This is a genomic window from Novosphingobium mississippiense, from assembly GCF_044029535.1.
Classification (GTDB): domain Bacteria; phylum Pseudomonadota; class Alphaproteobacteria; order Sphingomonadales; family Sphingomonadaceae; genus Novosphingobium.
Map to the genome: position 1 here is coordinate 3,221,825 of NZ_CP147001.1, position 25,787 is coordinate 3,247,611.

At 66.1% G+C, this 25,787-nt stretch carries 23 protein-coding genes and 1 tRNA gene; 9 read left to right on the plus strand and 15 right to left on the minus strand.

What is annotated here, in order from left to right; all coding sequences use genetic code 11:
• Window positions 1-207: 207 nt before the first annotated feature.
• The 3 genes from WBP06_RS15175 (at window position 208) to WBP06_RS15185 (ending at window position 1,605) form a co-directional block, all read left to right on the plus strand.
• Window positions 208-489 (plus strand): integration host factor subunit beta, encoded by a 282-nt coding sequence (locus tag WBP06_RS15175; RefSeq protein ID WP_395329446.1) that lies wholly within the window; start codon window positions 208-210, stop codon window positions 487-489.
• Between the two features lie 142 nt (window positions 490-631).
• Window positions 632-716 (plus strand) — tRNA-Leu (locus tag WBP06_RS15180).
• 208 nt (window positions 717-924) lie between these two features.
• Window positions 925-1,605: a PilZ domain-containing protein gene (locus WBP06_RS15185; protein ID WP_395329448.1), complete on the plus strand. Its 681-nt coding sequence runs from the start codon at window positions 925-927 to the stop codon at window positions 1,603-1,605.
• 19 nt (window positions 1,606-1,624) lie between these two features.
• Here the strand turns inward: WBP06_RS15185 and msrB are convergent, their stop codons facing one another.
• From msrB to WBP06_RS15200, 3 genes are read right to left on the minus strand one after another with little or no spacing between them, the layout of a single operon-like run.
• Window positions 1,625-2,116 carry a peptide-methionine (R)-S-oxide reductase MsrB gene (gene msrB / locus WBP06_RS15190; protein ID WP_395329450.1) on the minus strand — a complete coding sequence of 164 codons (492 nt, stop codon included), beginning with the start codon at window positions 2,114-2,116 and terminating at the stop codon, window positions 1,625-1,627.
• A gap of 26 nt (window positions 2,117-2,142) precedes the next feature.
• Window positions 2,143-3,408, minus strand: a complete 1,266-nt coding sequence (locus WBP06_RS15195; protein WP_395329452.1) for an ABC transporter permease — start codon at window positions 3,406-3,408, stop codon at window positions 2,143-2,145.
• On the minus strand, window positions 3,405-4,412 hold the full coding sequence (locus tag WBP06_RS15200; RefSeq protein ID WP_395329454.1) for an ABC transporter ATP-binding protein: 1,008 nt from the start codon (window positions 4,410-4,412) through the stop codon (window positions 3,405-3,407). The genes WBP06_RS15195 and WBP06_RS15200 overlap by 4 nt, the downstream gene beginning before the upstream one ends.
• 44 nt (window positions 4,413-4,456) lie before the next feature.
• Between WBP06_RS15200 and queG the strand changes: the two genes are divergently transcribed.
• Window positions 4,457-5,527, plus strand: coding sequence for a tRNA epoxyqueuosine(34) reductase QueG (gene queG, locus WBP06_RS15205; protein WP_395329456.1), 1,071 nt, complete (start codon window positions 4,457-4,459; stop codon window positions 5,525-5,527).
• Between the two features lie 7 nt (window positions 5,528-5,534).
• On the opposite strand, the gene WBP06_RS15210 is transcribed toward queG, so the two are convergent.
• The 3 genes from WBP06_RS15210 to lgt are packed head-to-tail and all read right to left on the minus strand — an operon-like array spanning window position 5,535 to window position 8,032.
• Window positions 5,535-6,044: a DUF2306 domain-containing protein gene (locus tag WBP06_RS15210; protein ID WP_395329458.1), complete on the minus strand. Its 510-nt coding sequence runs from the start codon at window positions 6,042-6,044 to the stop codon at window positions 5,535-5,537.
• A 19-nt stretch (window positions 6,045-6,063) separates the two neighbouring features.
• Window positions 6,064-7,125 (minus strand): class I SAM-dependent methyltransferase, encoded by a 1,062-nt coding sequence (locus tag WBP06_RS15215; RefSeq protein WP_395329460.1) that lies wholly within the window; start codon window positions 7,123-7,125, stop codon window positions 6,064-6,066.
• A gap of 7 nt (window positions 7,126-7,132) precedes the next feature.
• Window positions 7,133-8,032 carry a prolipoprotein diacylglyceryl transferase gene (lgt, locus tag WBP06_RS15220; protein WP_395329462.1) on the minus strand — a complete coding sequence of 300 codons (900 nt, stop codon included), beginning with the start codon at window positions 8,030-8,032 and terminating at the stop codon, window positions 7,133-7,135.
• A 197-nt stretch (window positions 8,033-8,229) separates the two neighbouring features.
• Here lgt and WBP06_RS15225 point away from each other — a divergent pair, with 197 nt between their 5' ends.
• The 3 genes from WBP06_RS15225 (at window position 8,230) to WBP06_RS15235 (ending at window position 13,248) form a co-directional block, all read left to right on the plus strand.
• Window positions 8,230-10,980 carry a [protein-PII] uridylyltransferase gene (locus WBP06_RS15225; RefSeq protein ID WP_395329464.1) on the plus strand — a complete coding sequence of 917 codons (2,751 nt, stop codon included), beginning with the start codon at window positions 8,230-8,232 and terminating at the stop codon, window positions 10,978-10,980.
• A gap of 266 nt (window positions 10,981-11,246) precedes the next feature.
• Window positions 11,247-12,413 (plus strand): patatin-like phospholipase family protein, encoded by a 1,167-nt coding sequence (locus WBP06_RS15230; protein WP_395329466.1) that lies wholly within the window; start codon window positions 11,247-11,249, stop codon window positions 12,411-12,413.
• Window positions 12,414-12,465: 52 nt separating this feature from the next.
• The gene (locus WBP06_RS15235; RefSeq protein ID WP_395329468.1) at window positions 12,466-13,248 is read left to right on the plus strand and encodes a 3-hydroxybutyrate dehydrogenase; all 783 of its coding nucleotides are present in this window, start codon (window positions 12,466-12,468) and stop codon (window positions 13,246-13,248) included.
• Window positions 13,249-13,298: 50 nt separating this feature from the next.
• Here WBP06_RS15235 and WBP06_RS15240 read toward each other — a convergent pair whose 3' ends face one another.
• From WBP06_RS15240 to WBP06_RS15250, 3 genes are read right to left on the minus strand one after another with little or no spacing between them, the layout of a single operon-like run.
• Entirely contained in the window at window positions 13,299-13,553 is a 255-nt protein-coding gene (locus tag WBP06_RS15240) for a hypothetical protein (protein ID WP_395329470.1), read from the minus strand.
• Complete coding sequence (locus tag WBP06_RS15245; protein WP_395329472.1) at window positions 13,553-15,136, minus strand: phytoene desaturase family protein; 1,584 nt, start codon at window positions 15,134-15,136, stop codon at window positions 13,553-13,555. Before WBP06_RS15245 ends, WBP06_RS15240 begins: the two co-directional genes overlap by 1 nt.
• Window positions 15,136-15,957, minus strand: coding sequence for an SDR family NAD(P)-dependent oxidoreductase (locus WBP06_RS15250; RefSeq protein ID WP_395329474.1), 822 nt, complete (start codon window positions 15,955-15,957; stop codon window positions 15,136-15,138). Before WBP06_RS15250 ends, WBP06_RS15245 begins: the two co-directional genes overlap by 1 nt.
• A 96-nt stretch (window positions 15,958-16,053) precedes the next feature.
• Here WBP06_RS15250 and WBP06_RS15255 point away from each other — a divergent pair, with 96 nt between their 5' ends.
• Window positions 16,054-16,482 carry a winged helix-turn-helix transcriptional regulator gene (locus WBP06_RS15255; RefSeq protein ID WP_395329476.1) on the plus strand — a complete coding sequence of 143 codons (429 nt, stop codon included), beginning with the start codon at window positions 16,054-16,056 and terminating at the stop codon, window positions 16,480-16,482.
• Between the two features lie 203 nt (window positions 16,483-16,685).
• Here the strand turns inward: WBP06_RS15255 and WBP06_RS15260 are convergent, their stop codons facing one another.
• Genes WBP06_RS15260 through WBP06_RS15275 form a run of 4 tightly spaced genes read right to left on the minus strand, consistent with a single transcriptional unit; the run spans window position 16,686 to window position 22,533 of the window.
• Window positions 16,686-17,690 carry a LysR family transcriptional regulator gene (locus WBP06_RS15260; RefSeq protein ID WP_395329478.1) on the minus strand — a complete coding sequence of 335 codons (1,005 nt, stop codon included), beginning with the start codon at window positions 17,688-17,690 and terminating at the stop codon, window positions 16,686-16,688.
• 20 nt (window positions 17,691-17,710) lie between these two features.
• On the minus strand, window positions 17,711-18,631 hold the full coding sequence (locus WBP06_RS15265; RefSeq protein ID WP_395329480.1) for an NAD-dependent epimerase/dehydratase family protein: 921 nt from the start codon (window positions 18,629-18,631) through the stop codon (window positions 17,711-17,713).
• A 10-nt stretch (window positions 18,632-18,641) separates the two neighbouring features.
• On the minus strand, window positions 18,642-20,042 hold the full coding sequence (locus tag WBP06_RS15270; protein ID WP_395329482.1) for a sulfatase-like hydrolase/transferase: 1,401 nt from the start codon (window positions 20,040-20,042) through the stop codon (window positions 18,642-18,644).
• Between the two features lie 10 nt (window positions 20,043-20,052).
• Entirely contained in the window at window positions 20,053-22,533 is a 2,481-nt protein-coding gene (locus WBP06_RS15275; protein ID WP_395329484.1) for a TonB-dependent receptor, read from the minus strand.
• Between the two features lie 137 nt (window positions 22,534-22,670).
• On the opposite strand from WBP06_RS15275, the gene WBP06_RS15280 reads away from it, so the two are divergent.
• Window positions 22,671-23,810 (plus strand): FAD-dependent monooxygenase, encoded by a 1,140-nt coding sequence (locus tag WBP06_RS15280; RefSeq protein ID WP_395329486.1) that lies wholly within the window; start codon window positions 22,671-22,673, stop codon window positions 23,808-23,810.
• An 88-nt stretch (window positions 23,811-23,898) separates the two neighbouring features.
• Here the strand turns inward: WBP06_RS15280 and WBP06_RS15285 are convergent, their stop codons facing one another.
• Window positions 23,899-24,891, minus strand: coding sequence for an LLM class flavin-dependent oxidoreductase (locus tag WBP06_RS15285; protein WP_395329488.1), 993 nt, complete (start codon window positions 24,889-24,891; stop codon window positions 23,899-23,901).
• Window positions 24,891-25,778 (minus strand): tetratricopeptide repeat protein, encoded by an 888-nt coding sequence (locus WBP06_RS15290; RefSeq protein WP_395329490.1) that lies wholly within the window; start codon window positions 25,776-25,778, stop codon window positions 24,891-24,893. Before WBP06_RS15290 ends, WBP06_RS15285 begins: the two co-directional genes overlap by 1 nt.
• Window positions 25,779-25,787 lie beyond the last annotated feature (9 nt).

The following is a 25,787-nucleotide window of genomic DNA, read 5'->3' on the forward strand; positions in this document are numbered from 1 at the left end:
CCATTCGTGCGGCTGGCGGCCCTCACGCGCAGGAAACTTCCATCATCCGGTAGGAGCATTGCGCGAAAGCCCGCGCGATGGCATTTTCTGAGTCAGAGGCCCCCAAGTCACGCGAAATATTGTGATTCGCGCCCGACTGGAGGATTTTTTCGCCTGAGGATGTTTTCGCCCGATGGTGTCTTTGTTGGCTCTACGGAAAGGTGCGAGATGATCAGATCCGAACTGTTGCAGGCCCTCTCGAAGGAAAATCCGGAACTGCGTACCGAAGACGTGGAACGCGCAGTGGACACCTTCTTCGACGAAATCGCCCAGCGCCTTGCTGACGGCGGCCGAGTCGAACTGCGTGGCTTCGGCGCCTTCTCCACCCGCCATCGCGACAGCCGCAAGGGGCGCAACCCCCGCACCGGCGAAAGCGTGGAAGTGCCCGAAAAGCGCGTGCCCTATTTCAAGCCCGGCAAGGAAATGCGCGTCCGCCTGAACGTGCATTGAGCTGGAATTGAACGCTCAAGGCCCAGCTTTCCCCGATCCGCGCCGGCGGTAATCACCGATTGCGTGCCGGCGCCCTGTTGCCGGACCCGCCGCGATCTGCCAGATCGCGCACGGCTTTTGAGACGTGCTTCCAGCATGTCGTGCGGGCGTGGCGGAATGGTAGACGCCGGGGACTTAAAATCCCCTGATCTGTGATCGTGCGGGTTCGAGTCCCGCCGCCCGCACCAGCCTTCTCCTTCGGGAATTCCCTTTACCCTTCGGTAACCCGCGAATCGGTATCCTGATCGCGTACCCGTTTAGCGCGTTTGAGATTTCCCCACCGCCCGGCCCCGTGCCGGTTGAGGAACCCTGCCCGTGGCAGAGCCTCCTTGCGGACCGAATCGAGCAGGATCGCCCGGCCCCATTCCCGGCGACCGACAGGGTGCAACCTAGGACATGACCAATCCCGATCGCCTGCCGCACGAAACGTCCTCCCGGATGCCCGACGAATTGCTCGACGCGCTCGGCCGCGTGCGGGCGGAGCGGGTCGCCGACCAGCGCGTCCAGCCGCGTTTCGCGCTGCTGTTGCGCCAGGCCAAGCTGATCGGCAAGGGCCGCGAATACCTGTGCATCGTGCGCGACGTTTCCGAAACGGGCGTGAAGCTGAAGCTCTTCCACGAACTTCCCCCCGGCGACGGATTCGCGCTGGAAATCGCGACCGGCGAACGCTTCCCGGTCGAGCGAATCTGGGAACAGGAGAACGAGGCCGGATTCCGCTTCGCCGCCTCGGTCGACCTTCAGCGCTTCATTGCGGAGGCCGGGCCATTCCCCAAGCGTCCGGTGCGCCTGCGGGTGGAACACCCGGCAGTGATCCTTGTCAACGGCGAGCAGCACCCCGCCATCATCCGCGATCTCTCACGCCAGGGCGCCGGCATCGAAACCGTGCAGAAGCTGGCGATCGGCCAGAAGCTGCGCCTTTCGGCCAGCCAGTTGCCCGCCTTCGACGCCACCGTCTGCTGGCGCCAGCACCCCGGCTATGGCCTGGTCTTCGCGCAATTGCTCAGCCTTGAGGAACTGGCGCTGCGCACCTCCCGGATGGACGTGGCGACGGACACGCTGCCCCCGTCCGAAGATTGATGGGTCTCCAGCCTGAAGGTCAGCCCGGCCTGAAGGTCATTGCCGCGCCGTTCATGCAATAGCGCTTGCCGGTGGGTGGCGGCCCATCGTCGAACACGTGGCCAAGGTGACCGCCGCAACGCGTGCAGTGCACTTCCGTCCGCGACACCCCGATCAGATAGTCGGTGGAAGTTTCCACCGCGCCGGGCAGCGGCTTTGTAAAGCTGGGCCAGCCGGTGTGGCTGTCGAACTTGGCGGTGGAGGCAAACAGCGGATTGCCGTCCGCCGCGCAGAGGAACGTGCCCTTGCGATGCTCGTCATTGAGCGGCGAGGAATAGGATCGTTCGGTGCCCGCCTCGCGCAGGATGTGGAACTGGGCCGGCGTCAGCAGCTTGCGCCACTCTGCCGGGGTGTGGCTGACCGGATAGGTCTTCGCCTGGGCGGTGCTACTGTCGCAGGCGGCCAGCACCGGCATGGCGGCGCCGACGCCCAGCCAGCCCAGGATTTCACGGCGTGTGGATAGAAACGGCATCGAAGGTTCTCTCCTTCTCGTGCTGTTCAATTCGCTGCCGCCTCGCCCCCGGTTACACGCCGCGACCATGCCCGCTTTGCAGAGCGCCGCTTCGGTCCCCTGGCCGGGCCGGACTTCATCACCCGCGAACGGAACAGCCGCGCGCCGATGCGCACCAGCAGCAGCACCCAGGCCGCCTGCCAGCCGATCGCGATCAGGTGCGGCGTCAGCGCCGGATCCTGCGCCGCGCGCGCCAGCATCGCGAAGGGCGAACTGAACGGGAAGATCATGGCGGCCGTCTCCACCATGCTACCGGGCTGCGTCATTGCGAAGCTGGCGAAGAAGAAGACCATCAGTTGCAGCATCGTCACCGGCATCGACAGCGTCTGCACCTCGCGCACGGTGGTCGCCATCGATCCGATCGACAGGAACACCGAGCCGAGCAGCAGATAGGCCATCGCGAAATAGACGACGCCCAGCGCGATCAGCAACGGCCAGCCCACGGCGGGCTCCGCCAGATGCGGCAGCGCCGATCCGCCGAAGTGGATCACCAGCGATGCCGCGGCCGCCCAGGTGCCGATGCCCATCAGCGAAACACCCAGCATCGCGAACAGCTTGCCCAGGAACACCGAATCCATCGGGATTGCGGCGGCCAGCACCTCGATGATCTTGTTGCCCTTTTCCTCGACCAGATTGGACAGGACCATGCCGGCCAGCATCATCGTCAGCAGGAACAGCAGCATCTGCGCGCTCTGCGCGGTGGTCAGGCGGCCCCGGCGTTCGCCCGCGGAACTGCTGGCCACCGGCTTCAGCGCAATCTCCGGATAGGCGATGACATGGCTGGAGCGGGCCTGCACCGCCAGCAGCGAAACCGGGCCGCGCCAGTTGGCAATCAGCCCTTCGGGGCCCGTCAGGACCGGCGCCGCCACGCTGCCGGTCAGCACGGCGGCGACATTGCCCTTCTTCGCCGCCAAGGCCGCATGGGCATCGAATGTCTGGCCGGGGGCAAGCTTTTGCAGGACGATCAGGTTCGGCACCGCGTCCCCCAGGGCCGGGGCCAGTCGCGCCCGCGCCGCCGTCAGCGCATCGATATCGGTGGCACGCATCGCCACGCCGAGCGCCGGCTGCTCCGCACTCGCCTGAACCCGCGCGCCTACACTGCCGGCCAGCGCGCCGACGATCACCGGAAACAGTGGCCCCAGCAGGAAGAAGAAGAAGCTGCGGCTGAACAGAATCGCCGTGAAATCGCGCCGGGCTACCACCCAGGCGGCGGCCAGTACCGAAAGACGGCCGGTTCGGACATGTTCGCTCATCGGCCCTGCTCCTGTTCGGGGCTCTCTTCCAGCGCCTTGGCCGCCGCCTCGCCGGCGATGGCGACGAAGGCATCGTGCAGCCCGGCCCGCTCGATCGAGAGCGAGAGGATGCCGGCATCGCCCTCGATCAGCGCGCGCAGCAGCGGTTCCACGCCGGTTTCCGGCAGCGAGAAGTTCCAGAACGCGCCTTCGCGGCGCACATCGGCGGGCAGCGCGGCGCGCCAGGGGCCGTCGGCGGCGCGGGTTTCCAGCCGGACTTGCGGGCGAATGCGATCGCGGGCGACGTCGACAGGCCCCGCAAACGGCACTTTTCCGCCAGCGATGATCGCCACATCGTCGCACAAGCGCTCAGCGTGCGCGATGACGTGGGTGGAGAAGATCACCGTCGTCCCCTCCTCCGCCAGCCCGCGCATCATGCGTTCCAGCTTGCCCTGATTCAGCGCGTCCAGCCCGGAAAACGGCTCATCGAAGATCACCAGTCGGGGGCGGTGGACCAAGGTGCCCAGGATCTGCACCTGCTGCGCCATGCCCTTGGAAAGCTGGCGAATCTGCCGGTCCGCCGCGTAGCCGAGGCCGTGGCGTTCGAGCAGTTCGTGCGCCCGCTTGCGCCCTTCCTTCAGCGGTAATCCGCGCAGCGATCCCAGGAAAGCGATTGCTTCCGTGGCCTTCATCGCGGGATAGAGGCCCCGCTCTTCGGGCAGGTAGCCGATGGCGTGGGCGACGTCGTGCGGCCGCTCCGAGCCCAGAATCCGGCGGGTTCCGGCGTCGGGATCGATGATTCCCAGCAGCATCCGCAGCGTCGTGGTCTTGCCCGCGCCATTGGGACCTAGGATGCCATAGACGGCACCTACCGGTACCTGAAGGTCCACACCGTCCACCGCCGTGAACCCGTCGAAGCGCTTGACCAGTCCGCGCGCCTCTATCGCAAGAGGACGCGGATCGACGTGCGCCGAATCGGCTCCCTCATTGCTGGCCACGGGCCAATCTCCTAGTGCGATGTTCATCGAGCCCACCTACCGTCATGACGTGAACCGGAGCATCCGCAAGCTTGGTTAACAACCCTCTAAGTGACCTGACCGAGAATCTTGAGGCGCAAGCCCGCGCATTGGGCTTCTGCGCCTTCGGAATCGCATCCGCCGAAGAGGATGCCGATCGCGCCGCCCGCCTCGATTCGTGGCTGGCCGAGGGGATGTACGGTTCGATGGAGTGGATGGCCGATCGCGCGCACCATCGCCGGTCCCCCCAGGGGCTTTGGCCCGAGGCGCGGCGGGTGATCGCGCTGGGCATGAGCTATGCCCCGGCCTCCGATCCGCTGCGGCTGGCCGATGTGCCCGAAGTGGGCCGCATCTCGGTCTATTCGCAAGGCGCCGACTATCACGACGTGGTGAAGAAGGCGCTGAAGCATCTGGCCCGCTGGCTGGTGGAGGAAGCGCGCAAGCGCGGCTTGGGGGACATCGGCGTCAAGGTCTTCACCGATACCGCGCCGGTCATGGAAAAGCCGCTGGCCGCCGCCGCCGGGCTGGGGTGGCAGGGCAAGCACACCAATGTGGTCAGCCGCGAGCATGGATCGTGGCTGTTCCTGGGCGAAATCTACACCACGCTGGACCTGCCGCTCTCCACGCCGGGCCGCGACCGCTGCGGATCGTGCCGTGCCTGCCAGGACGCCTGCCCTACCGCCGCCTTCCCCGCGCCGTATCGGTTGGATGCGCGGCGCTGCGTCAGCTACCTGACGATCGAGCACAAGGGCCCGATTCCCGAGGAATTCCGCGAGGCGCTGGGCAACCGCATCTATGGCTGCGACGATTGTCTGGCCGTCTGCCCGTGGAACAAGTTCGCGGACATGGCGCACACCATCAAGGCGTTCCTGCCGCGCGCGGAGCTGACCGTGCCCGAACTGGCCGACCTGTTGGCGCTGGACGATGCGGGCTTTCGCAAGCTGTTCTCCGGCTCCCCCATCAAGCGGATCGGCCGCAACCGCTTCGTGCGCAACTGCCTCTACGCGGCGGGCAACAGCGGCTCCGCCGCGCTGCTCGATACGGTGGAAGCCTTGCGCAACGATCCCGACCCGGCCGTGGCCGATGCTGCCGAGTGGGCGATCGGTCAGTTGCGCGGGGCCTGAGGCTCTATCAACCCCCGAACAGCCAGTGCCCCAGCAGGCGACCGAAGGGGAAGGTGAAGAACCCGGCCACCAGCAGCGCGCCGATGATCAGCCCGCGCGCGGTGCGGCGGTGGCGGGCGACATTATGGTTGCGCGCGGCCAACACCAGCACCGGCACCATCACGATCACGAAGGCCGACAGCAGGTGGATCACGCTGAACTGGCCGTTGTGGCCCCGGATGAACAGGCTGTCGATCGCGGTGGCCATCATCGATCCGGCCCAGACATAGCCCATCACCCGATGGCGGTAATCGCCGCGCCGCCGCCACAGCAGCATCGGCGTCAACGCCAGCGTCACCAGCATGGTCGCCAGATGGAACCACACGACCGCCGGGATCCGCGCCCATTCGGCCATGCCACGCACGATGGCGACAAGAATCACCGCCATCATCACCAGCGCCAGCACGCCCAGCGCGCGTTCGAGGCGATCGGGCCCCTTCAGATCCTGCGCGGTTACACCCTTAACCTTGTCGTGCATCGTGCCCCCTGTTGCACCTTCAAAGCCCCTGGAACCCGGCGCCCTCCGGCCAATCCGGCCCGGCAAGGGCCATGACCTTGAACAGACTGCCCATCTGTTCGTCGGACACCAGCCGGTCCAGCGCCGTCCTGATAGCATCGGCTTGCTGCGGTGCGGAAGCGGCAAGTCGCTCGGCGCGCATTTCGATGCCCAGCGCGCGCAGGAAGGCCCCTTGCGTGACGGTGCCCAGCCATTCCGCGCCGCTTGCCCGCGCCACATCGGCCGCAGTGGCGAAATCGACCAGGCAGGTCAGGTCCGCCTCGCCCGGCGTGGCGAAAGGATCGACCTTCGTATGCTCCCGCAGCGCCTGCAGCGTCGATCCGGCCTGCCTTTCGGCAAAACCATAGTCGATCAGCAGCGCCGCGCCGCCCTGCGCAGAAAGGCGATGGCCGATTTCCTGCACGACCGCCGCCGCGCCGGGGCAGGTTTCCAGGATCGTGCCTTCGGCCGCGTCCTTCCATTCTTCGGGAACGGCGGCGTCCATCGGCTTGTCACCGGCGACGGGGCGAAAGCGATCCTCCGCCCAATCGACCATGCGTTCGCGCCAGCCGTCGGCGGTCTTCACCAGTTGGCGCACCGGCAGCGCGTCGAGAAATTCGTTGCCCACGATCAGCAGCGGCGCATCGTCCGGCAACGTCGCCAGATCGTCGTGGAACTGCACTTGCGGCACCGCTTCGCGCTGCAAGGCGCGCAGCGCGGTGGAGCCTTCGACGAAGTGCACGTCCGGCACCAGGCCGAAGCGGGCCATCGTGCGCAGCGCATCGCGCGCCAACGTGCCGCGACCGGGGCCGAGTTCGACGTAATGAACCTTCGGGCTGCCCGCACGGCTCCACACGTCGGCCAGCCACAGGCCGATCAGTTCGCCGAACATCTGGCTGATTTCGGGCGCGGTGATGAAGTCCCCCGCGCTGCCGAGCGGGTCCTTGCCCGCGTAATAGCGCGCGTTGGATTCGCCCATGTAGTGCAGCAGCGAAATCGGGCCGTAGCTTTGGATCAGCCGCCGGAAAATCTCGGCCAGCGGCTCGGAACGGCCTTCGGTCATCGGTGCATCACGCCGGAACCGGACGGCCGGTGGCGAGCGCCGGGCGCATCAGCGAACGCGCGATCAGCGCCAGACCCAGCGCGAACAGCGGGATCGTCAGCCACTGGCCCATCGAAAGGTGTGTGCGCTGGGCGAATTCCAGCAGCTGGGCGTCCGGCTCGCGGAAGAATTCCACGGTGAAGCGGGCGGCGGCGATGCCGGTGGTGAACACGCCGACCAACATGCCGGGGCGGAAGCGCGCACGCGTCTTCCAGAACAGCGTCAGCATGATCACGGCCATCGCCAGACCTTCCAGACCGGCTTCGTAAAGCTGGCTGGGGTGGCGCGGCAGCGGGCCGGCATCGGGGAAGACCATGGCCCAGGGCAGGTTCGGGTTGGTGACCACGCGGCCCCAGAGTTCGCCGTTCACGAAGTTGGCCAGACGGCCGAACATCATGCCGAACGGCACGCAGACCGCGATGTAGTCCGACACCCGCAGGAAATCGAGCTTGTTGCGCCACGATACCCAGGCCAGCGCCAGCAGCACGCCGATCAGCCCGCCGTGGAAGCTCATGCCGCCGTGCCAGAGCGAAACCAGCGCCCGCCAATCGGTCCAGAGGCTGGGAATGCCGGTATCCCCGCCGGTGTAGAACGTGGCGTAACCCAGGCGACCGCCCAGGATGATGCCCAGCGTACAGTAGAAGAACAGATCGTCCGCATGGCGTTGCGCCAGCGGGGCGCCGGGCGCCCGGATCATCCGCGTCAGGTGCCAGTAGCCCAGCATGATGCCGGCCAGATAGGCCAGCGAATACCAGCGCAGTTCGAAGCTGCCGATCCGGAACAGGTAGTTCTTCAGGCCCAGATTGGCCCAGTAGATCGGCTCGTGCGCCTGTGCGACGGCGCTTGCGGCAAGTGCGGTGAGGGACAAGTGGTTCGACCTCGTAGTTTTTCAGGCCGCCGTACCGAACCGGCGCGACGGATGCGTAGAGGAATGCGTGGCCCGCCTTCTGGCATAGCCTTGGGGCGGTTGGTAGGCTCGTTTTAGGAACTTGGCGGCAAAATCAATGCGGCGAGCATCGCGCGCGCCTTTTCCTGTCCCCTTGGAACGATTAGATACCGCCTGACATGAGCGTGATCCGCATCCCTTCGCCCCGTTCCGTGATCGACCGCCGCGCGCTGGTCGAGGCCATCGAAGCCGTCGTCGCCGGCGAAGGCGCCGCCAAGGGCCGCAAGCAGATCGTCGATCTTCTGCGCGGCGCGCTGGAGGATGGCCGGGCCGAGATCGCCCGCCGTCTGGTCGCCAAGCCCTCCGCCGGGCACGAGGTGGCCGAGGCGCAGGCCTATCTGGTGGATCAGCTGCTGCGGGTGATTCACGATCACGTGTCCACCCACGTCTATCCGGCGATGAACCGATCCACCGGGGAACGGCTGACGATCATCGCGGTGGGCGGCTATGGGCGCGGCGAGATGGCGCCGCATTCGGACGTCGACCTCGCCTTCGTCACCCCGATCAAGCAGACCGCCTGGTGCGAGCAGATCATCGAGGCGATGCTCTATTTCCTGTGGGATCTGGGCCTGAAGATCGGCCATTCCAGCCGCTCCGTGGATGACATGGTGCGCATGAGCCGGTCGGACCTGACGATCCGCACCGCCATGCTGGAAGGCCGCTACGTCTGGGGCGACCAGCATCTCTACGAGGAAGTGCGTGCGCGCTTCTGGAAAGATGTGGTCGCCGGGACCGAGCGCCAGTTCGTGGTGGAAAAGCTGGCCGAGCGCGAGGAACGCCACAAGCGCATGGGCGACAGCCGCTATGTCGTCGAACCCAATGTGAAGGAAGGCAAGGGCGGCCTGCGCGATCTGCACACGCTCTACTGGATCGGCAAGTACATCCACAAGGTGCGCGATCCCAGCGAACTGGTGGACGTGGGCCTGCTGACCCACAAGGAATACCGCGCGTTCCGCCGGGCGGAGAACTTCTTCTGGGCGGTGCGCTGCCACCTCCACACGATCACCCGCCGGGCCGAGGATCGCCTGACTTTCGACCTGCAGCGCGAAGTGGCGATGCGGATGAACTATGCCGATCGCCCCGGGAAAAGCGCGGTCGAACGGTTCATGCAGATGTTCTTCCTGCAGGCGAAGATGGTCGGCACCCTGACCGGCGTGTTCCTGGCCCAGCTGGACGACCAGTTCGCCAAGAAGCAGCCGCGCGGGTTGCTGGCAGGCTTTCGCGCCCGGCCGCGCGCGCTGAAAGGCTACAAGGTGTTCGGCGGGCGGATCATGGCCCCGTCGGACAACTGGTTCGAAGCCGATCCGGTACGCCTGATCGAGATATTCGTGCTGGCGGACCGCGAAGGGCTGGAGATCCACCCCGAAACCATGCGTCTGGTCTCCCGCGATGCGGCACTGATCCGGGAGGAAGTGCGCCGCGATCCGCGCGCGAACGAGCTGTTCATGGAACTGCTCACCAGCCGCAACAATCCCGAAGTGGCGCTGCGTTCGTTCAACGAGGCGGGCGTGTTCGGCCGCTTCGTCACCGAATTCGGCCGCGTGAACGCGCAGATGCAGTTCGACATGTACCACCACTACACGGTGGACGAACATACGATCCGCGCCATCGGCCTGCTCGCCCGCATCGAGAAGGGGGAGCTGAAGCAGGACCACCCGCTCAGCCACGAGATCATCCACAAGGTCCGCTCGCGCCGGGCGCTCTATGCCTCAGTGCTGCTGCATGACATCGCCAAGGGCCGCGGCGGGGATCACTCCGAGATCGGCGCGGAGATCGCGCTGAAACTGTGCCCGCGCTTCGGGCTGGACGAGGAGGAGACGGAGCTGGTCTCGTGGCTGGTGCTGCGCCACCTGCTGCTTTCCGCCACCGCCTTCAAGCGCGACCTTTCGGACGCGAAGACGATTAGCGATTTCGCGGCAGTCGTGCAGTCGGTGGACCGCCTGCGCCAGCTGACGATCCTGACCATCGTCGATATCCGGGCGGTGGGGCCGGGCACGTGGAATTCGTGGAAGCGCCAGCTGATCAGCGACCTTTACGGCGCGGCCGAGGAACGCCTGCGCCTGGGCCACGTCGAATTCGGGCGCGAGAAGCGCGTGGCGGCGAAGAAGGCGGCGGTGATCGCGCTCGATCCCGCGAACGAGGCGCTGATCGAGGAACTGGGCGGCCAGTTCGCCGATGCCTACTGGATCGCCGAACCGGACGACGTGATCGCCCGCAACCTCGCCCAGTTCAGCGCATCGCGTGACGAGCCGCTGTCGATCCTCAGCGAATACTACCCGGCACGCGGGGCAACGCTGGTGACGGTGATCGCATCGGACCATCCCGGCCTGTTCTACCGCATCGCCGGGGGCATCCACCTGGCCGGCGGCAACATCATCGACGCGCGCATCCACACCACCCGCACCGGCCGCGCGGTCGACAACTTCCTGATCCAGGACCCGCTGGGCCGCCCGTTCAGCGAGGATACGCAGTTGGCCCGCCTCAGCGCCTCGATCGAGAATGCGCTGGCCAATCGCATCAAGATCCTGCCGCAACTGGTCGCCAAGCCCGACGCCCGGCCGCGTGCCGACGCCTTCGACGTGCGCCCGCGCGTGCTGGTGGACAACAAGGCATCGAACCGCCTGACCGTGGTGGAAGTGAACGCCCGCGACCGCCCGGCGCTGCTCAACCGGCTGGCCCATGCGCTGTTCGAGAGCAAGCTGATGGTCCATTCCGCGCATATCGACACGTACGGCGAGCGCGCTGCGGATACGTTCTATGTAACCGACCTGCTGGGCGAGAAGCTGACCTCCACCACGCGGATCAAGGCGCTGGAACGGCGTTTGCTGGAAGCCGCGAGCGAAGGAAGCCTGACCGAAGTCGCGGCTTAGTTTGAAAATCCGCTGATGGCGGATTTTGCGGCACCGGCCCACTCCCGTCCCGAAGAACACGAAAAGGTCCGGGGGACCTTTTCGCTGAGGGGGCCGACTACCCACGAGTGTATCCTGATGGGTGGTCGGGTGGGGGAGTGGGCCGGTGCCGCTCAAAATGCCCGGATGGGCCTTTTCTACCAAACAACAGATTCTTCCCGCTTGAAAGGAACCGCACGCGGGTCCACTTGTTGCACCGCAACATCCCCATGCGCAGGACCCTGCCCATGAATGCCAGCAAGACCACCGCTTCCCCCGCTGATCCCGGCCACGATCTGGGCGACCATCAGTCGGTACTCGTATTGCAGGGAGGCGGGGCGCTGGGGGCCTATCAGGCCGGGGTTTTCGAGGCCTTGAGCGAAGCCGGCCACGCGCCGGACTGGGTGGCGGGCATCTCCATCGGCGCGATCAACGCCGCGATCATCGCCGGCAATGCGCCGGGAGAACGCGTGAAGCATCTGCGCGCCTTCTGGGAAGGGGTGAGCCACGAACTGCTCTACAAGCTGGACGTCGGCAACGGCTTCGCCCGCCGCGCCTTCAACGAGACGTCTTCGGCATGGGCCGCCGCCTTCGGCATTCCCGGTTTCTTCACCCCGCGCCTGCCGACGCCGCTGCCCGAATGGCCGAACGATCTCAGCCGCCTGAGCTTCTATGACACCACGCCGCTGCGCCAGACGCTGCTGGATCTTGTCGATTTCGACCGGATCAATCGCGGCGAAACCCGCTTCTCGGTCGGCGCGGTGAACATGATGACCGGCAACTTCGCCTATTTCGATAACCAGAGCGAGCGCAAGATCGGGCCCGAGCATGTCATGGCCAGCGGCGCCCTGCCGCCCGGCTTCCCGCCGGTGGAGATCGACGGCGAGTGGTATTGGGACGGCGGGCTGGTTTCCAACACCCCGCTGCAATACGTGCTGGACAATCGCAGCCCCTGCGAGATGACCGTATTCCAGGTGGACCTGTTTCCCTCTCGCGGGGTCATGCCCAAGACGATGGCCGACATCGCCCAGCGCGAGAAGGACATCCGCTATTCCAGCCGCACGCGCCTGAATACGGACTTGTCCAAGCAGCTGCAGAAGATGCGCGCCGCCGCGCAGCGTCTTTACCGCAAGCTGCCGGACGACCTGCGCGACGATCCCGATCTGGCCCACCTGCTGGGCTGCCGGCCGGCGGGGGCGGTGGCGATCATGCACCTGATCAACCGGCCGCGCGGCTATGAAACGATGTCCAAGGACTACGAATTTTCCCGGATGACGGTTACCGAGCACTGGGAGGCGGGCCGGGCCGACGCACACTGGTCGCTGGAAAAGCCGGACTGGAGCGACCGTCATCTGAAGCCGGACGAGATCATGACGTTCGACCTTGCGGCCGACCGTCCCGTCAACGGACACTGAACACAATGCCGAGGGTGCGGCCCCGGCGAACAAGATCAAGGAGAAGAGGTCAATGAAGCTGAAGGACAAGTCCTGCATCGTCACCGGCGCCGCCAGCGGCATCGGCAATGCCATCGCCCACAAATATGCCTCCGAAGGCGGCAAGGTGGCGATCGCCGACCTCAATCTGGATGCCGCGCAGAAGGCGGCGGACGATATCAAGGCCAAGTACGGCACCGATGCGATCGCCGTCGCCATGGACGTGACGAGCGAGGATCAGGTCAACGCCGGCGTCGCCAAAGTGGTAGAAGCCTGGGGCACGGTGGACGTGCTGGTGTCCAACGCCGGCATCCAGATCGTGAACCCGGTGGAGCAGTTCGCCTTTTCCGACTGGAAGAAGATGCTGGCGATCCACCTCGACGGCGCCTTCCTCACCTCCAAGGCGGTGCTGCCGCACATGTATGCGCAGAATTCGGGATCGATCATCTTCATGGGATCGGTCCATTCGAAGGAAGCCAGCCCGCTGAAGAGCGCCTATGTCACCGCCAAGCACGGCCTGCTCGGCCTTGCCCGCGTGATCGCCAAGGAAGGCGGCAAGAAGGGCGTGCGTTCCAACGTGATCTGCCCCGGCTTCGTCCGCACCCCGCTGGTGGACAAGCAGATCCCCGAACAGGCCAAGGAACTGGGCATTTCCGAGGATGAAGTGATCAGCAAGGTCATGCTGGGCCAGACCGTCGATGGCGAATTCACCACCGTGGACGACATTGCCGAAGTGGCGCTGTTCTTCGCCGGGTTCCAGACCAATGCGCTGACCGGCCAGTCGCTGGTCGCCTCGCACGGCTGGTTCATGGAGTGATTGCGGAAGGCCGTGGGGGCGTCAGCACGCCCCCACGCCGCCTACTTCGCCTACTTCGCCCTGCGGAACAGCAGGCTGACGATGAACAGGATCGTCTTCGCGTCGAGCAGCTTCAGCGCCGCGCGTGCTTCTTCCGGCGTCACTTTCGCGACCATCGGCATGGCGCCGAAGATCTTGCCGCGAATGACCAGATTCTCCCCGTCACGCTCGATCCGGCGCACCGCCATCAGTTCCTTGTCCTGCGCGTCGAGGATACGCATCACGCCTGCTTTTTTCTGGGGCGCTTTCTTCTTCGCATCGGCCATCACACACGCTCCCCGCAGACTTTGTCGAATTCGATGTCGAGGTCGTCCATCATCTGGATAGCCGTCGCCCGGCCCGCGCCGAACACGCCGCCGCCCGGGTGCATGAACGGCCCGACGAGGTAGAGCCCGTCGATCTGCGGCACCCGGAACGAGCCCAAGTCCGGCGTCGGCCGGTGGCCCACCGACTGGTAGAAGAACGGCGCGCAGCCGTGGATATCGCCCTTCAGGAAGCTGGCCGGACTGTCCCGTTCATGATCGAGCGGGGACCGGATCAGGCGGCCGGTGATGTTGTCGTCATCCAGGTTCGCGTAGAACTTGCGGTACTGCGCCAGCGCCTTGTCGGCGATCTCTTCCTTGCGCTCATCCCACGAGGCCGGGCCGCCGGGCCAAAGGTCGTAGGGCGCGAAGTTTACGCCATAGAACACGCCCGCGCCTTCGGGGGCACGGCTGGGATCGAAGATGGTGTTGTCACCGCCCGCGATCAGCCGTTCGGACACTTCGCCGCGGCGCAGCTTGTCGTACTCCAGCAGCATGTCGCGCATGGTGTAGAAGTCCATCAGCTCGGTCATCATGGCATTGGTTTCATTGCCGACCTTGAGCCGCAGGCGGTCCTTCAGCGTCAGGTGCGTGAGGTTGATCGAAAAGGTGGACTGGGTGACCCGCTCGGCCCGCTCCAGCACCGGCTCGGGCGTTTCGGCCACGAACTTGCGTAGGACATGCGGGTGAATCGCACCGATCACGCCGTCCTTCGCCATAAAGGTCTCGCCGTCCGTCAGCTCCAACCCGGTGGCCTTTCCGCCCGAGACGATCACCCGCCGCACTTCGGCATTGCAACGCACTTCGCCGCCGAAATGCTCGATCGCGCGGACCAGAGAATGGGAAAGCTGGCCGGAGCCGCCCTTGGGCATCGAACACCCATAGGCGTGGATGATCCCGGGCATCAGGAAGGCGCCCATGCCGGTGCCCAGTTCATCGGGCATCTGCAGGTTCTCGGTGACCATGCGCACGATGTGGAGGCGCAGCAGGTCGCTTTCGAAATACTGGTTCACCACGTCCAGCGCGGAACGCTGCATGACGTCCAGCAGGAAGCGCCCTTCGTCCGACTGATCCATCATCGCCACGAAAGCGCCCATCGGGAACGGCGGCGCATAGAGGCCGGACATGAACATCGGCAGCGCCGCCATCGAGGCGCTGGCGAACTTGCGATAGGCCTCGGCATCGCGAGGTGAGAAGGCGGCGATTTCCTCGCAGGTGCGGTCCAGATCGCGCCAGGATCGCACCATCGTCCCGTCTTCCCAGATCGAGGCGTGGGGCAGTTCGGGATAGATGTATTCCAGCCCGAACTTTCCGAACAGGCCCAGCTCATCCTCGCGCAGCATCGGATTGCCCTGGATCATGATGTGCACGTTGGAATGCTCGTCATGCCAGAAGCCGGGCTGGATCAGCTCGCGCGTGGAAACGCCGCCGCCGTAGTGAGGCTTGCGTTCCAGCACGATCACCTTCTTGCCCGCCTTGGCCATGTAGGCGGCGGCGACGAGGCCGTTGTGCCCCCCGCCCATGACGACCACGTCGTACTGGCTCATCAATGTTCTCCCGAAAAGAAAGCCCGGAACTGCGCGATTCCGGGAACGTGGCTGGCGCAGCCGCCATCGGCGACGAGCACTTGGCCGGTGATATTGCGCGCCGCGTCGGAGGCGAGGAAGGCCACCGCCTCGGCAATGTCTTCCGGCGCGCCAAGTCGGTCGCGCAGGGTTTCGTCCTCCACCGCCTGGCGCAGCACCGGCGGGAAGGCTTCGCGCAAGGCCGGGGTCATGGTCATGCCGGGGGCGACAGCGTTGCAGCGCACGCCGTGCAGGCCGTGGCTGGCGGCGATGGCCCGGGTCATCTGGATCACCGCCGCCTTGGACGAGGAATAGGCCGCCTGAATCATGTGGCCCTGCAGCGCCAGGTTGCTGACGGTGTTGACGATGTTTCCGCGCGTCTCGCGCAAGCGCGGCAGGGCGGCGCGGCAGGCGATCATCGTGCCGCGCACGTTGACCGCGTAAGTCCGGTCCCACAGCGCGGTGGCCATGTGCTCCACATCGCCGTCGTTCCGGGCGATATCGGGGCCGAGCAGCGCCGCATTGTTGTGCAGCACGTCCAGCCGGCCGAAGTGGGCGAGGGTCTGGGCGATCATCGCCTCGATCGAGGCTTCCTGTTCCAGATCGAGGTGCAGGGCGATCGCATCGGGCAGCGTGGCCGCCAGTTGCTCGGCCGGGGCAAGGGCGATGTCCGCCACCACGATCCGGGCTCCGCGCGACGCCAGCAGCCGGGCCGTGGCCCCGCCGATTCCGCCGGCGCCGCCGGTGACGACCACGACTTTGCCGTCCATTCGCGTCGCGTCGTTCGCCGCATGTGCGACCATTGTTCTCTCCCGGAATTGACCTTGTTTGATCCCGGCATAAAGTGGCCGCAGATGGATGGAAGACGGCACTTTTTTGTGCCCATTGCGGGGTAGATCGTGGATCCGCTGGAACTGCCCGGGCTGCGCGCGCTGGGCGCGGAAATGGCCCGTTACGGCCATGAGCGAGAGGCGCCGGCGCGTGCCGTGATGGGCATGCTGGGCGACCGCTGGACCACGCTGATCCTGCTGGTGCTGGGTGAGGGTGAATTGCGCCACGCTGACCTGAAGCGCGTGATCGCCCAGCTATCGTCCGAGCAGGCGATCTCGCAGCGGGTGCTGACCCTGAAGCTGCGGGCGCTGGAGCGCGACGGCTTCGTGCTGCGCAGCGTCAGCGCGGATGTGCCGCCGAAAGTGGCCTATCGCCTGTCGGCGCTGGGCGAGGACCTGTTCGCGCGGGCGCGCGGAATGATCGACTGGATCAATGCGCGGTCGGACGCGATTCATGAGGCGCGGGAGCGCTATGATCGGGAGAATGGGGCGGATTGAGCCGCCCGGCCACACCGAACTCGCGGCCACACCGAACTCCGTCACACCAATCACTCCGTCGCCCCCGCGAAGGCGGGGGTCCCGCTTTCCTGTTTCCTCACGCGACGTCGCAAAGAAAAGCGGGATCCCCGCCTTCGCGGGGATGACGGGATTGGGTTGTGCGGATGTGGAGGGTTGAAGGACCGAAGGAGTCCGCCCTCCCCTCAGAGATTCTTGTTGTTCATCCGGAACGCGTATTCGATCCGCTCGCGCTCGTTATCCTCGCGCTGGCCTTCGCCGATCGGCACGACATTGCCCGCCGTCCCCGTGCGCCGGGCGACGGCGTCCAGCTTCTCCACCACCCAGCGCAGCCCGGCGTCGTTGGTGTTGGAGATGTGCCACTGGATCGCCTCGCGGATCGGCGGAAAGCTGAAGGGCATCTCGCGCATGACCAGCGGCAGGTCGCGCACGAAGATTTCGGCCATGCGGCGGTGGACGGTGGCGATGCGGTTGCCGTTCATCACCAGCCCGACGATCGAGAGGAAGCTGGGCGCCACCACTTCCACCCGGCGCTGCTGCTTTTGCCGGCGCATGAACCAGTCGTCGAACGCGGGCACCTGCGCCTTGCCGAAGCGCGCGGTGACGTGGCCGAGTTCGAAGTACAGCTCCCGCGTCATCGGCCCGGCCAGCGCCGGATTACCCTCCCAGCCGAGCACCACGTAGTCGTCCTCGAACAGGATCTGGCTGGGGTGATCGGTGGAGATGGCGTAGTCGATGGTCAGCAGCAGATCGATGTAGCCGCGCTCCAGCGCCTCGACCGGGGTTTCGTGCATCGGCTGGATTTCGAAGCGGATGCCCGGCGCCTCGCGCGCGATCTCGGAAATCGCATCGGCCAGCAGCACTTGCGTCGAATAGTCGGAGGCCATGATGCGGATCTGGCGTTCCGCCGTGGCGGGATCGAACGGCGGGGCGACGGTGATGGTCGCGCGGATCTGCTCCAGCACCGCACGCACCGGCTCGATCAGTTCCTCCGCCCGGGCGGTGAGGATCATGTTGCGCCCCTTCACCACCAGCAGTTCATCGCCGAAGTATTCGCGCAGGCGGCCCAGCGCGCTGGAAGTGGCCGATTGCGAAAGGCACAGCTTGTCGGCGGCGAGCGACACGCTGCGTTCCGTCAGCAGCGCGTCCAGCGCCACCAGCAGGTTGAGATCGAGCCGACCGAAGCGCATTGCCATCTCCCGCGCGCTCCTTACGAGAGGGTTCGCAGGGCGCTTGCGACAAGCATAGCAAGATCGCCGTCGTGCGCAAAACCCGCCTTTCCGGCGGCGGGCGTGGAAAGCGGCGGCTGGGCGGCAAAGGCCGCTTCCAGCGCGGCATCGGGTTCGTATGTCACCAGATCGGCGGAAACGCCGCACTGGCGCGCGATTTCCGCCGCAAGGTCGCCCATCGTCACCCGCAGCGCCGGCAAGGTCACCGCCCGCGTGGGTGGCAGCAGCGCGGTGTCGAGCGACAGGGCATGGATAAAGTTCCGCGCCACGCATTCCAGCGATTCCGCCCAGATCGTACCTTCGGCCGAGACCGGGCAGGTGAACGCCTCCCCCGCCTTCAGCGCGTGGAACAGGTTGGACATGAAGGCGGACTTCATGCCCGAAGGCCCCTTGGGCCGCGCAAGGATGCCGGGCAGCCGCACCGTCACCCCGTCGATCAGCCCGCGGTTGGAAAACATGGCCACGGCATGTTCCATCATCGCCTTGTGCCCGCCGTAGATCATCTTGGGCGAAAGCGGCGTCTGATCGTCGACATGCGCGGGCAGCGGATCGCCGTAGACCGCGATCGAGCTGGCATAGGCCACCCGCAGGCCGGGCGAGAGCGCGCTGGCTTCCAGCAGCAGATCGTACATCGCATCCAGGTTGATCCGGCGCGAGGCGACGGGATCGGCCTCCGCCGCACCGCCGGGCACCGTGGCGAGGTGGACGAGCGCATCGCAACCCTGCCCCAGCGCCTCCGCCCGGACGGCAGCATCGCCCAGATCGCCTTCCACCGCCCGCGCGCCGGCAGGAATGCCGCCGGCATGGCTGTCGATCCCGACCACGTCATGCCCGGCTTCCAGCAGGCCACGGACGAGTTGCCGGCCGACGAATCCGCCGGCGCCGGTGACGAGCACTTTCACATCGATCTCCTTAATAGCGGTCTGCGTAGGCCTTGCGCACGTCCTCGGAATATCCGTCGACGCGGTAGGGCAGCATCTGGGCGTTCCAGCCGTCCCACAGGCCTTTCAGTTCGGCCAGCTTGGCGGGTTCGGCGGCGGCGCGTTCGGCCCGTTCGTGCTCATCCTCGGCCAGGTTGTAGAGATGCTCCTTCCCGCCGATCTTCACGTATTTCCAGTCGCCCTGACGGACCGCGGCCTGCTCGTTCGCCTTGAAACGCCAGAACAGCGTGCGCGGCACCGATGCAGCCTTGCCGGTCAGTTGGGCCGAGAGATCGGCGCCATCGAACTTGCCCGCCTTGGCGACGTTGCCGCCCACCATGGTCAGGAACGTCGGCAGGAAATCCATCGAAGCCATGACCTGATCGGACAGCGTGCCCGGCGCGATATGGCCCGGCCAGCGCATCAGGATCGGCACGCGGATGCCGCCTTCCAGCACTTCGCCTTTGTGGCCGATGAAAGGCCATGTCTCTGAAAACCGTTCGCCGCCGTTGTCGCTGGTGAAGACGACGATGGTATTGTCCGCCTTGCCGGTGCGTTCCAGCGCGGCGAGGACCTTGGCGACGTTCTGGTCCATCGCCTCCACCATTTCCTTGTACTTGGCGAGGTTGCCGCCTTCGTAGTGGAAGGAGTTGGGCAGAGTCTTGGCTGCCGCCGCATCCTCACGCCCTTCCCAGGGCCAGTGCGGGGCGTTGAAGTGGAGCGAGAGGAAGAAGGGCTTGTCGCCAGCACTCTCGATGGTCCTGACCGCCTCGTCCCCGAACAGGTCGGTGAGATAGCCCTCGCGTTGTTCGGGCGCGTTGTTCTGGGCCAGGCCGATGCCAACGTCCTTGCCGCCCATCACCATGTGATGCCGGAAATAGTCCGCCGCGCCTTCGACCACGCCGAGGAACTCGTCGTAGCCGTGCTGCAGCGGGCCGTGTTCGGGCGGCTCGCCCAGATGCCACTTGCCGATCAGCTTGGTGTGATAGCCCTGATCGCGCAGGACGGAGGCGATGGTCGGCCGGTTCAGCGGCACGCCGATGTGCGGCGGCGCGCCGGGGCCCAGCGGTTCCTCGATCCCGATGGCGAAGCGCTGGGCATAGCACCCGGTCAGCAGCGCCGTGCGCGTGGGCGAACAGATCGGCGTGCTGGCATAGCCCTGCGTCAGCCGGATGCCGTCGCGGCCCAGACTGTCGATGGCGGGCGTGCGGATCGCATGCGATCCGGTGGCGGAAAGGTCCGCATAGCCGAGATCGTCGGCCATGATGTAGACGATGTTTGGCCGGGCTGGAGGGGGAGCCGGGCGGGCAAGCGCCCTGCCCGGCCCCGAAAGCGCGACGAGTGCGGTCGTCGCGCCCAGCCACCCCAGCACTCTGCGACGGTCTGTCGACACCCCCATGTCTTCAGAATTCCGCCGAGAGACGCAAGCCATAGGTACGCGGCGCGGTATAACGCGCCACCGCGAAGCCGATCGGCGACGATTGCGGCGTCGCTACGCGGCGCTTGTTCTCGATGTTCTGGATATAGGCGCCCAGCGAGAGGCCGCCGTCGGACAGGCGCACCGCCAGATTGGCGTCGGTCAGCCAGTACGAACGGATCTTCTCGAAATCGAGATACTCGAACGCGCCGTACTGCGAGGACCGCCACGAGGTGTTGACGCCGCCCACCAGTTCGTACTTGTCGCTGAGCGGGACGATCTGCTCCACGCCCAGGTTCACCGTCCACTTCGGCGAATAGAGCAGCGGCCGGCCCGAACAGTCGAACGCCAGGATCGGCGTGGTGCCGTCGCTCAGGTAGCTGCCGGTGGGGCTGGATGGGCAGTTGATGTTGTTGCGCGGCGATGCGGTGGTGAGTGTCAGTTCCTTGTACTCGGTATCCAGGTACTGGACTTTGGCCGACAGCGTGGTGTTGTGCATCGGCTTGGCCATGAAATCGACGTCGAAGCCCTTGATGTCGGCCCGGCCCGCATTGTCGATCGTGTTGATCAGCACCGAATCGGGAGAGACGGTGAAGTAGTTGATCTGCTGGTCCTTGTACTTCCAGTAGAACGCCTCGACGTTGAGCTGGATCTTGTTGTTCCAGAAGCGGTTCTTCGATCCGATGGTGTAGGCGGTGATGAATTCCGGCTTGTAGCTGGGATTGCCTTCCGAAAGCTGGAAGCCACCGGCGCGGTAGCCGCTTTCGACCGAGGCATAGAGCAGCGAATCCGGCGCCACGTCGTATTCGGCGCCCGCCTTCCACGTCACGCGGCTGTAACTGCCCGAGGCGACCACCGGGTAATAGGTCTTCTGGATGATCCCCGCGCCGCTGAGCAGCGGATAGAACTGCTGGTTCGCCTCGTCCGTGCTGCCCGGCGCGATGTAGCCGTTGGCGATCAGCCAGTTCACCGTGTCGCCGGTGGTGGTGAAGTTGGGGTAGTTGGGCAGGTTGCCCGGCGTCGCGCAGCCCTGCGCGAACGAGGCCGGCGGCGTCACCGGCGGCAGGCCGCCGCAGTACGTGATGAAGTTGTTGATGATGCCGTCGATCGACTTGTGGTCGTGCGTGTAGCGCAGGCCGCCGATCAGGCGGAATTCGTCGGTGATGTGCGCGGTGAGCTGGCCGAAGCCGGCGTAGGATTCGGTCTTGTGGCTATAGCGCTGGATCGGCAGCACGAATTCCTGGTTGTATTCGCCGACGTTCCGGATCTTCTCGTTGAAGTAGAAGCCGCCCACCACGTAATCGAACATGCTGACCTTGCCCGCCAGGCGCGCTTCCAGGCTGGCCTGGCGGTCCTGCTCGTCATTGTAGGCGGTGTTGAAGGCGGGGCCGTAGAAGAACGTGGTGAAGTCGGATTTGCGATAGGCGGGCAGCACGGTCAGCGTGCCGATGCCGGTATCCAGCGTGACTTCGGCGTTCACGCCCCAATAGGTGGCGTCGATCATCTGCTGCTCGTTCATCGCCGTCAGGAAGCCGAAGCCCGGCGCGCCCAGCTGGGTCTGGCGATAGGCGTTGGCGGCGGCGGTGTTGAAGCCTTCCGACGAATCGAGGCCCGAAGCCGCGAAAGTGAAGCCGTTCGGACCCGGCGTGAAGGCACCGATGTAGCTGGAGCCCGCGCCCACGCCGCCGACATGGGTATAGTCGCCGCCGACGCGCACGCTCAGCTTGTCGGTCGGTTCGAACAGCAATTGGGCGCGCAATCCGCTGCGGTTGAGATCGTCGCTGCCGTCGCGGTTGTAGCCATCGTGATACTGGTGCGTACCGGCCACGCGCAGCGCGGCATTCTCACCGATTGCCAGGTTGGCGAAGCCTTCGACGCTGACGGCATCGTAATTGCCGACCGAAAGCGTGAAGCCGCCCTTGTTGCGGCCCAGTTCGGGGCGGTTGGGAATGATGTTGACCGCGCCGCCGGTGGCGTTGCGGCCATAGAGGATGCCCTGCGGCCCCTTCAGCACTTCGACGCGGGCCAGATCGTAGAACGCGGCGCCGAAGGCACCGGCCGCGCGGCCCAGGACGACGCCGTCGTAGCTCGGCGTGACCGCGGGGTCGTTATAGCTGTTGTTGGTGATGTTGCCGACACCGCGCAGGAAGATGGAGGTGTTGGAACCGCCGCCGTTGGTAACGGTCAGCGCCGGCACCAGCTTGTTCAGCGCATCGGCCTGGGTGACACCGCGCTGGATCAGGTTGTCTCCACCCACCGCGTCGATGGCGATGCCCGCGCTCTGCAGCGTTTCCGAACGGCGCTGGGCGGTAACGATAATGTCGCCGATGCCGTTGTTGTCGGCGGCGGCGTTGGTGGAGGTGGCCTGCGGGGCCTGCGAATTGTCTTGCGCGAACGCCGGTACGGCACTGGCCCCCGCCAGTACCACGGCAGAAATGCAGACGGATTCCAGAAGCCTGTTGCGCACGATGTTCCTCCCAAATGTGCTGTGTTCTTGTCTTTGGGCTACTCAAGCCGGTGCCCTGCGTCACACCGATTGTATCGATAGGCACGCATCCACAGTTCGGATTTGTCTGCCGCCGCCGCCTCGCTAGTCCTCATCACATGACACGGGAGAGCATCAGCAGCATCGCCACGGCACTTGTCGTGGGCGGAGGGATTGGCGGCATGGCGACGGCCATCAGCCTTGCGGAGCGCGGCGTCAGGGTGGACCTGATCGACCTCGATCCGGAATGGCGGGTCTACGGCGCCGGCATAACCATCACCGGGCCGACCTTGCGCGCCTATCGGCGGCTCGGCCTATTGGACGAAATCAAGCAGGCGGGCGCGATCACCAACAAGACCCGCCTCTATCGCTATGACGGCACGCTGATGCATGTGCTGGACGAACCGGTGATCGAGGAAGGCCTGCCGGCCACCGGCGGCATCATGCGCCCGGTGCTGCACAAGATCATGCAGACGCGGGTGAAGGCGCTGGATATTCCGGTGCGCCTGGGCCTGACGGTTACCGCGCTTGATGGCGATCAGGATGGCGTGGACGTCACCTTCTCCGACGGTTCGACCGGCCGCTACGATCTGGTGATCGGCGCCGACAGCGTCAATTCCAGCGTGCGCGAAATCGCCTTCGCGCACATGGGCCCCACCCAGCCGACCGGGCAGGGCTGCTGGCGCATCTCCATCCGCAAGCCGCCGGGACTTACCGAAAGCGAATTCTTCCTGGGCCATGACAACCCTTGCGGCATCACCGCGTGCAGCCCGGACAGCGTCTACATGTGGATGCTGACCCCGCACGTGGAGCGCGAGAGCTTCATGGACGAGGAGGAGCTGTTCACCACGCTGAAGGAATTGCTGGCCCCGTTCGGCGGCAATGCCGGCTGGATCCGCGACACCATGACGCGCGAGGACTGGATCAACTACCGCCCGCTGTCCGCCGCGCTGCAGCCGCGCCCGTGGTCGAACGGGCGGGTGGTGCTGCTGGGCGACGCGGTTCATGCGACGACGCCGCACCTTGCCTCCGGTGCCGGGATGGCGGTGGAAAGCGCGATCGTGCTGGCGGAGGAACTGGCCCGGGCCGATACGGTGAGTGAAGGTCTGGCCGCTTATGAGGAGCGCCGCTTCGACCGCTGCCGCGACGTCATCGAAAGCAGTATCGGCATCGGCCGCCTGCAAATGGAGCATCGCCCGCCGCAGGAACATGCCGCGCTGCTGGAAGGCGCGCTGGCCCGCCTGAACGAGCCGTTCTGACGAAAGCGGGGATGACGCCGGAAGCCGGCCGTCATCCCCCTATCGATCAGGCGCCATGAATCAGGCGCCATGAATCAGGCGCCATGAATCAGGCTGGCGTCGCCTCCAGTGCCGCCATCGCCAGTTCCAGCGAACGCACTTGCGCATCAGGATCGAAAATCGCGCCTGAGACGATCAGCTCGTCCGCCTGCGTGCGTTGCTGGAACGCCAGAATCTCGTCCCGCACCCGCGCCGGCGTGCCGATGGCGCTGACCGAGCGGACTTCCTCCAGCATCGCCCGCGCCGCGCCCGGCAGCGAATCGCGATAGTCGCGGATCGGCGGCGGCAGGCGGCCGGGCGTGCCGGTGCGCAGGGCAACGAAGCTCTGATCGATCGACGAGCCCAGATAGCGCGCTTCCTCGTCGGTATCGGCGGCCACCACGTTGATCGCCGCCATGAAGTACGGCTTGTCGAGGAACTTGCCGGGCTGGAACCGATCGCGATAGATCTGCGCCGCCTGATTCAGCATGGCCGGCGCGAAGTGTGAGGCGAAGGCATAGGGCATACCCAGCGTCGCGGCGAGGTGCGCGCCGAACAGGCTGGAACCCAGCACCCACATCTCGACTTCCGCGCCCTCCGCCTGCGGCGCGGAAACCCCGCCCACCGCGTGCCCGGCAAAGCGCGCCTGCAGTTCCACCACGTCCTGCGGGAAATGCTCCGCCGCGCCGACGATGTCCTTGCGCAGGGCATTGGCCAGCCGCCCGTCGGCGCCCGCCGCGCGGCCAAGGCCAAGATCGACGCGGCCGGGGAACAGCGCCGCCAGCGTGCCGAACTGCTCGGCGATCACGTAAGGGTTGTGGTTGGGCAGCATGATGCCGCCCGCGCCGATGCGGATGGTGGACGTCGCCGCGCCGACGTGGGCCAACACGACCGAAGTGGCCCCGCCCGCGATCCCGTCCATGCCGTGGTGTTCGGCCACCCAGAAGCGCTTGTAACCGGCCTTTTCGGCGGCCTGCGCGGTGCGGGCGGTGATCGCCAGCGCTTCGGCAACGGTGCCGCCCTGACGGACGGGGACGAGATCGAGAACGGAGAGTGGGAACATCATTTGGCCTTTGTGGGGGGAGCCTTGGATTCGGAGCCGAGCTGGGCGATGTAGCCCTTGGCCGTGGCGGCCTGCGGCGTGTCCGGACTGGTGGCCAGAACCGAGTTCCAGCTGCGCCGCGCCGCCTCGTCACGGCCCGAAAGCACGGCGATCACGCCCGCTTCCAGCCCGACGTCGGGATCCTGCGGCGCCAGTTCGGCAGCCTTTTCGATCTGTGCCTGCGCCTCGATCAACTTGTTCTGGCGGCGCGAGAGCGTGGCCGAAAGCAGCCAAGCCTGCGGATTGGTGGCATCGGCGTTGCGTGCCTCGGCCAGCGCGTTGGCCGCCTCGTCCGGCTGGCCCAGCGACACAAGCGCCCGCGCGCGGTCCAGCGCGATCGAGGCCTGCAGCGCGGTATCTTCCGCCTGCTTGGCATCGGCGCTGGCCGGGCCGAGGATCGACAGCGCCTCGCCCGGCTTGCCGCCGGCCAGCGCGGCATTGCCGGCCATCGCGCCCAGACGGGCACGGCTGGGATGATCCTCACCATCGGCGGCATCGCGCGCCTGCAGGAAGGCGGTGCGCGCCTCGTCCCAACGGTCAAGCTCCGACAGCGCGACGCCCAGGCACAGCCCGGCGCGCACGCGGGTGCGGCCCTGTGCCTCAACCATCGCCTGGCGGGCGATGTCGGCCGAGTGTTCGGGATCGGATTCGACCGCCAGCATGCACCCAGTGTTCGATTGCGGAATGGCCGGCCCGGCCGCTTCCGCCGCCTGCTCGGCCCGGCGCTTGCGCTCCTCGTCCGCCTTCTTCTCGACGATTTCGCGCGGCAGGGCAGAGGCATAGGGACTGGCGATGCCGGCCGCATCGACATTGGCTTGCATCAGCATCAGGGAAAGCAGGACGGGCATCGGGGAAGG

Coding starts and splice junctions, on each gene's coding strand:
- WBP06_RS15245 (WP_395329472.1), bottom strand. CDS start 15,136: ATGAGCCAGTACGACGTGGTCGTCATGGGCGGGGGGCACAACGGCCTC.
- msrB (WP_395329450.1), bottom strand. CDS start 2,116: ATGCCGTTTCTATCCACACGCCGTGAAATCCTGGGCTGGCTGGGCGTC.
- WBP06_RS15285 (WP_395329488.1), bottom strand. CDS start 24,891: ATGTTCCCACTCTCCGTTCTCGATCTCGTCCCCGTCCGTCAGGGCGGC.
- WBP06_RS15215 (WP_395329460.1), bottom strand. CDS start 7,125: ATGACCGAAGGCCGTTCCGAGCCGCTGGCCGAGATTTTCCGGCGGCTG.
- WBP06_RS15235 (WP_395329468.1), top strand. CDS start 12,466: ATGAAGCTGAAGGACAAGTCCTGCATCGTCACCGGCGCCGCCAGCGGC.
- WBP06_RS15260 (WP_395329478.1), bottom strand. CDS start 17,690: ATGCGCTTCGGTCGGCTCGATCTCAACCTGCTGGTGGCGCTGGACGCG.
- WBP06_RS15185 (WP_395329448.1), top strand. CDS start 925: ATGACCAATCCCGATCGCCTGCCGCACGAAACGTCCTCCCGGATGCCC.
- WBP06_RS15200 (WP_395329454.1), bottom strand. CDS start 4,412: ATGAACATCGCACTAGGAGATTGGCCCGTGGCCAGCAATGAGGGAGCC.
- WBP06_RS15250 (WP_395329474.1), bottom strand. CDS start 15,957: ATGGTCGCACATGCGGCGAACGACGCGACGCGAATGGACGGCAAAGTC.
- WBP06_RS15175 (WP_395329446.1), top strand. CDS start 208: ATGATCAGATCCGAACTGTTGCAGGCCCTCTCGAAGGAAAATCCGGAA.
- WBP06_RS15225 (WP_395329464.1), top strand. CDS start 8,230: ATGAGCGTGATCCGCATCCCTTCGCCCCGTTCCGTGATCGACCGCCGC.
- WBP06_RS15230 (WP_395329466.1), top strand. CDS start 11,247: ATGAATGCCAGCAAGACCACCGCTTCCCCCGCTGATCCCGGCCACGAT.
- WBP06_RS15195 (WP_395329452.1), bottom strand. CDS start 3,408: ATGAGCGAACATGTCCGAACCGGCCGTCTTTCGGTACTGGCCGCCGCC.
- WBP06_RS15290 (WP_395329490.1), bottom strand. CDS start 25,778: ATGCCCGTCCTGCTTTCCCTGATGCTGATGCAAGCCAATGTCGATGCG.
- WBP06_RS15280 (WP_395329486.1), top strand. CDS start 22,671: ATGACACGGGAGAGCATCAGCAGCATCGCCACGGCACTTGTCGTGGGC.
- WBP06_RS15210 (WP_395329458.1), bottom strand. CDS start 6,044: ATGCACGACAAGGTTAAGGGTGTAACCGCGCAGGATCTGAAGGGGCCC.
- WBP06_RS15240 (WP_395329470.1), bottom strand. CDS start 13,553: ATGGCCGATGCGAAGAAGAAAGCGCCCCAGAAAAAAGCAGGCGTGATG.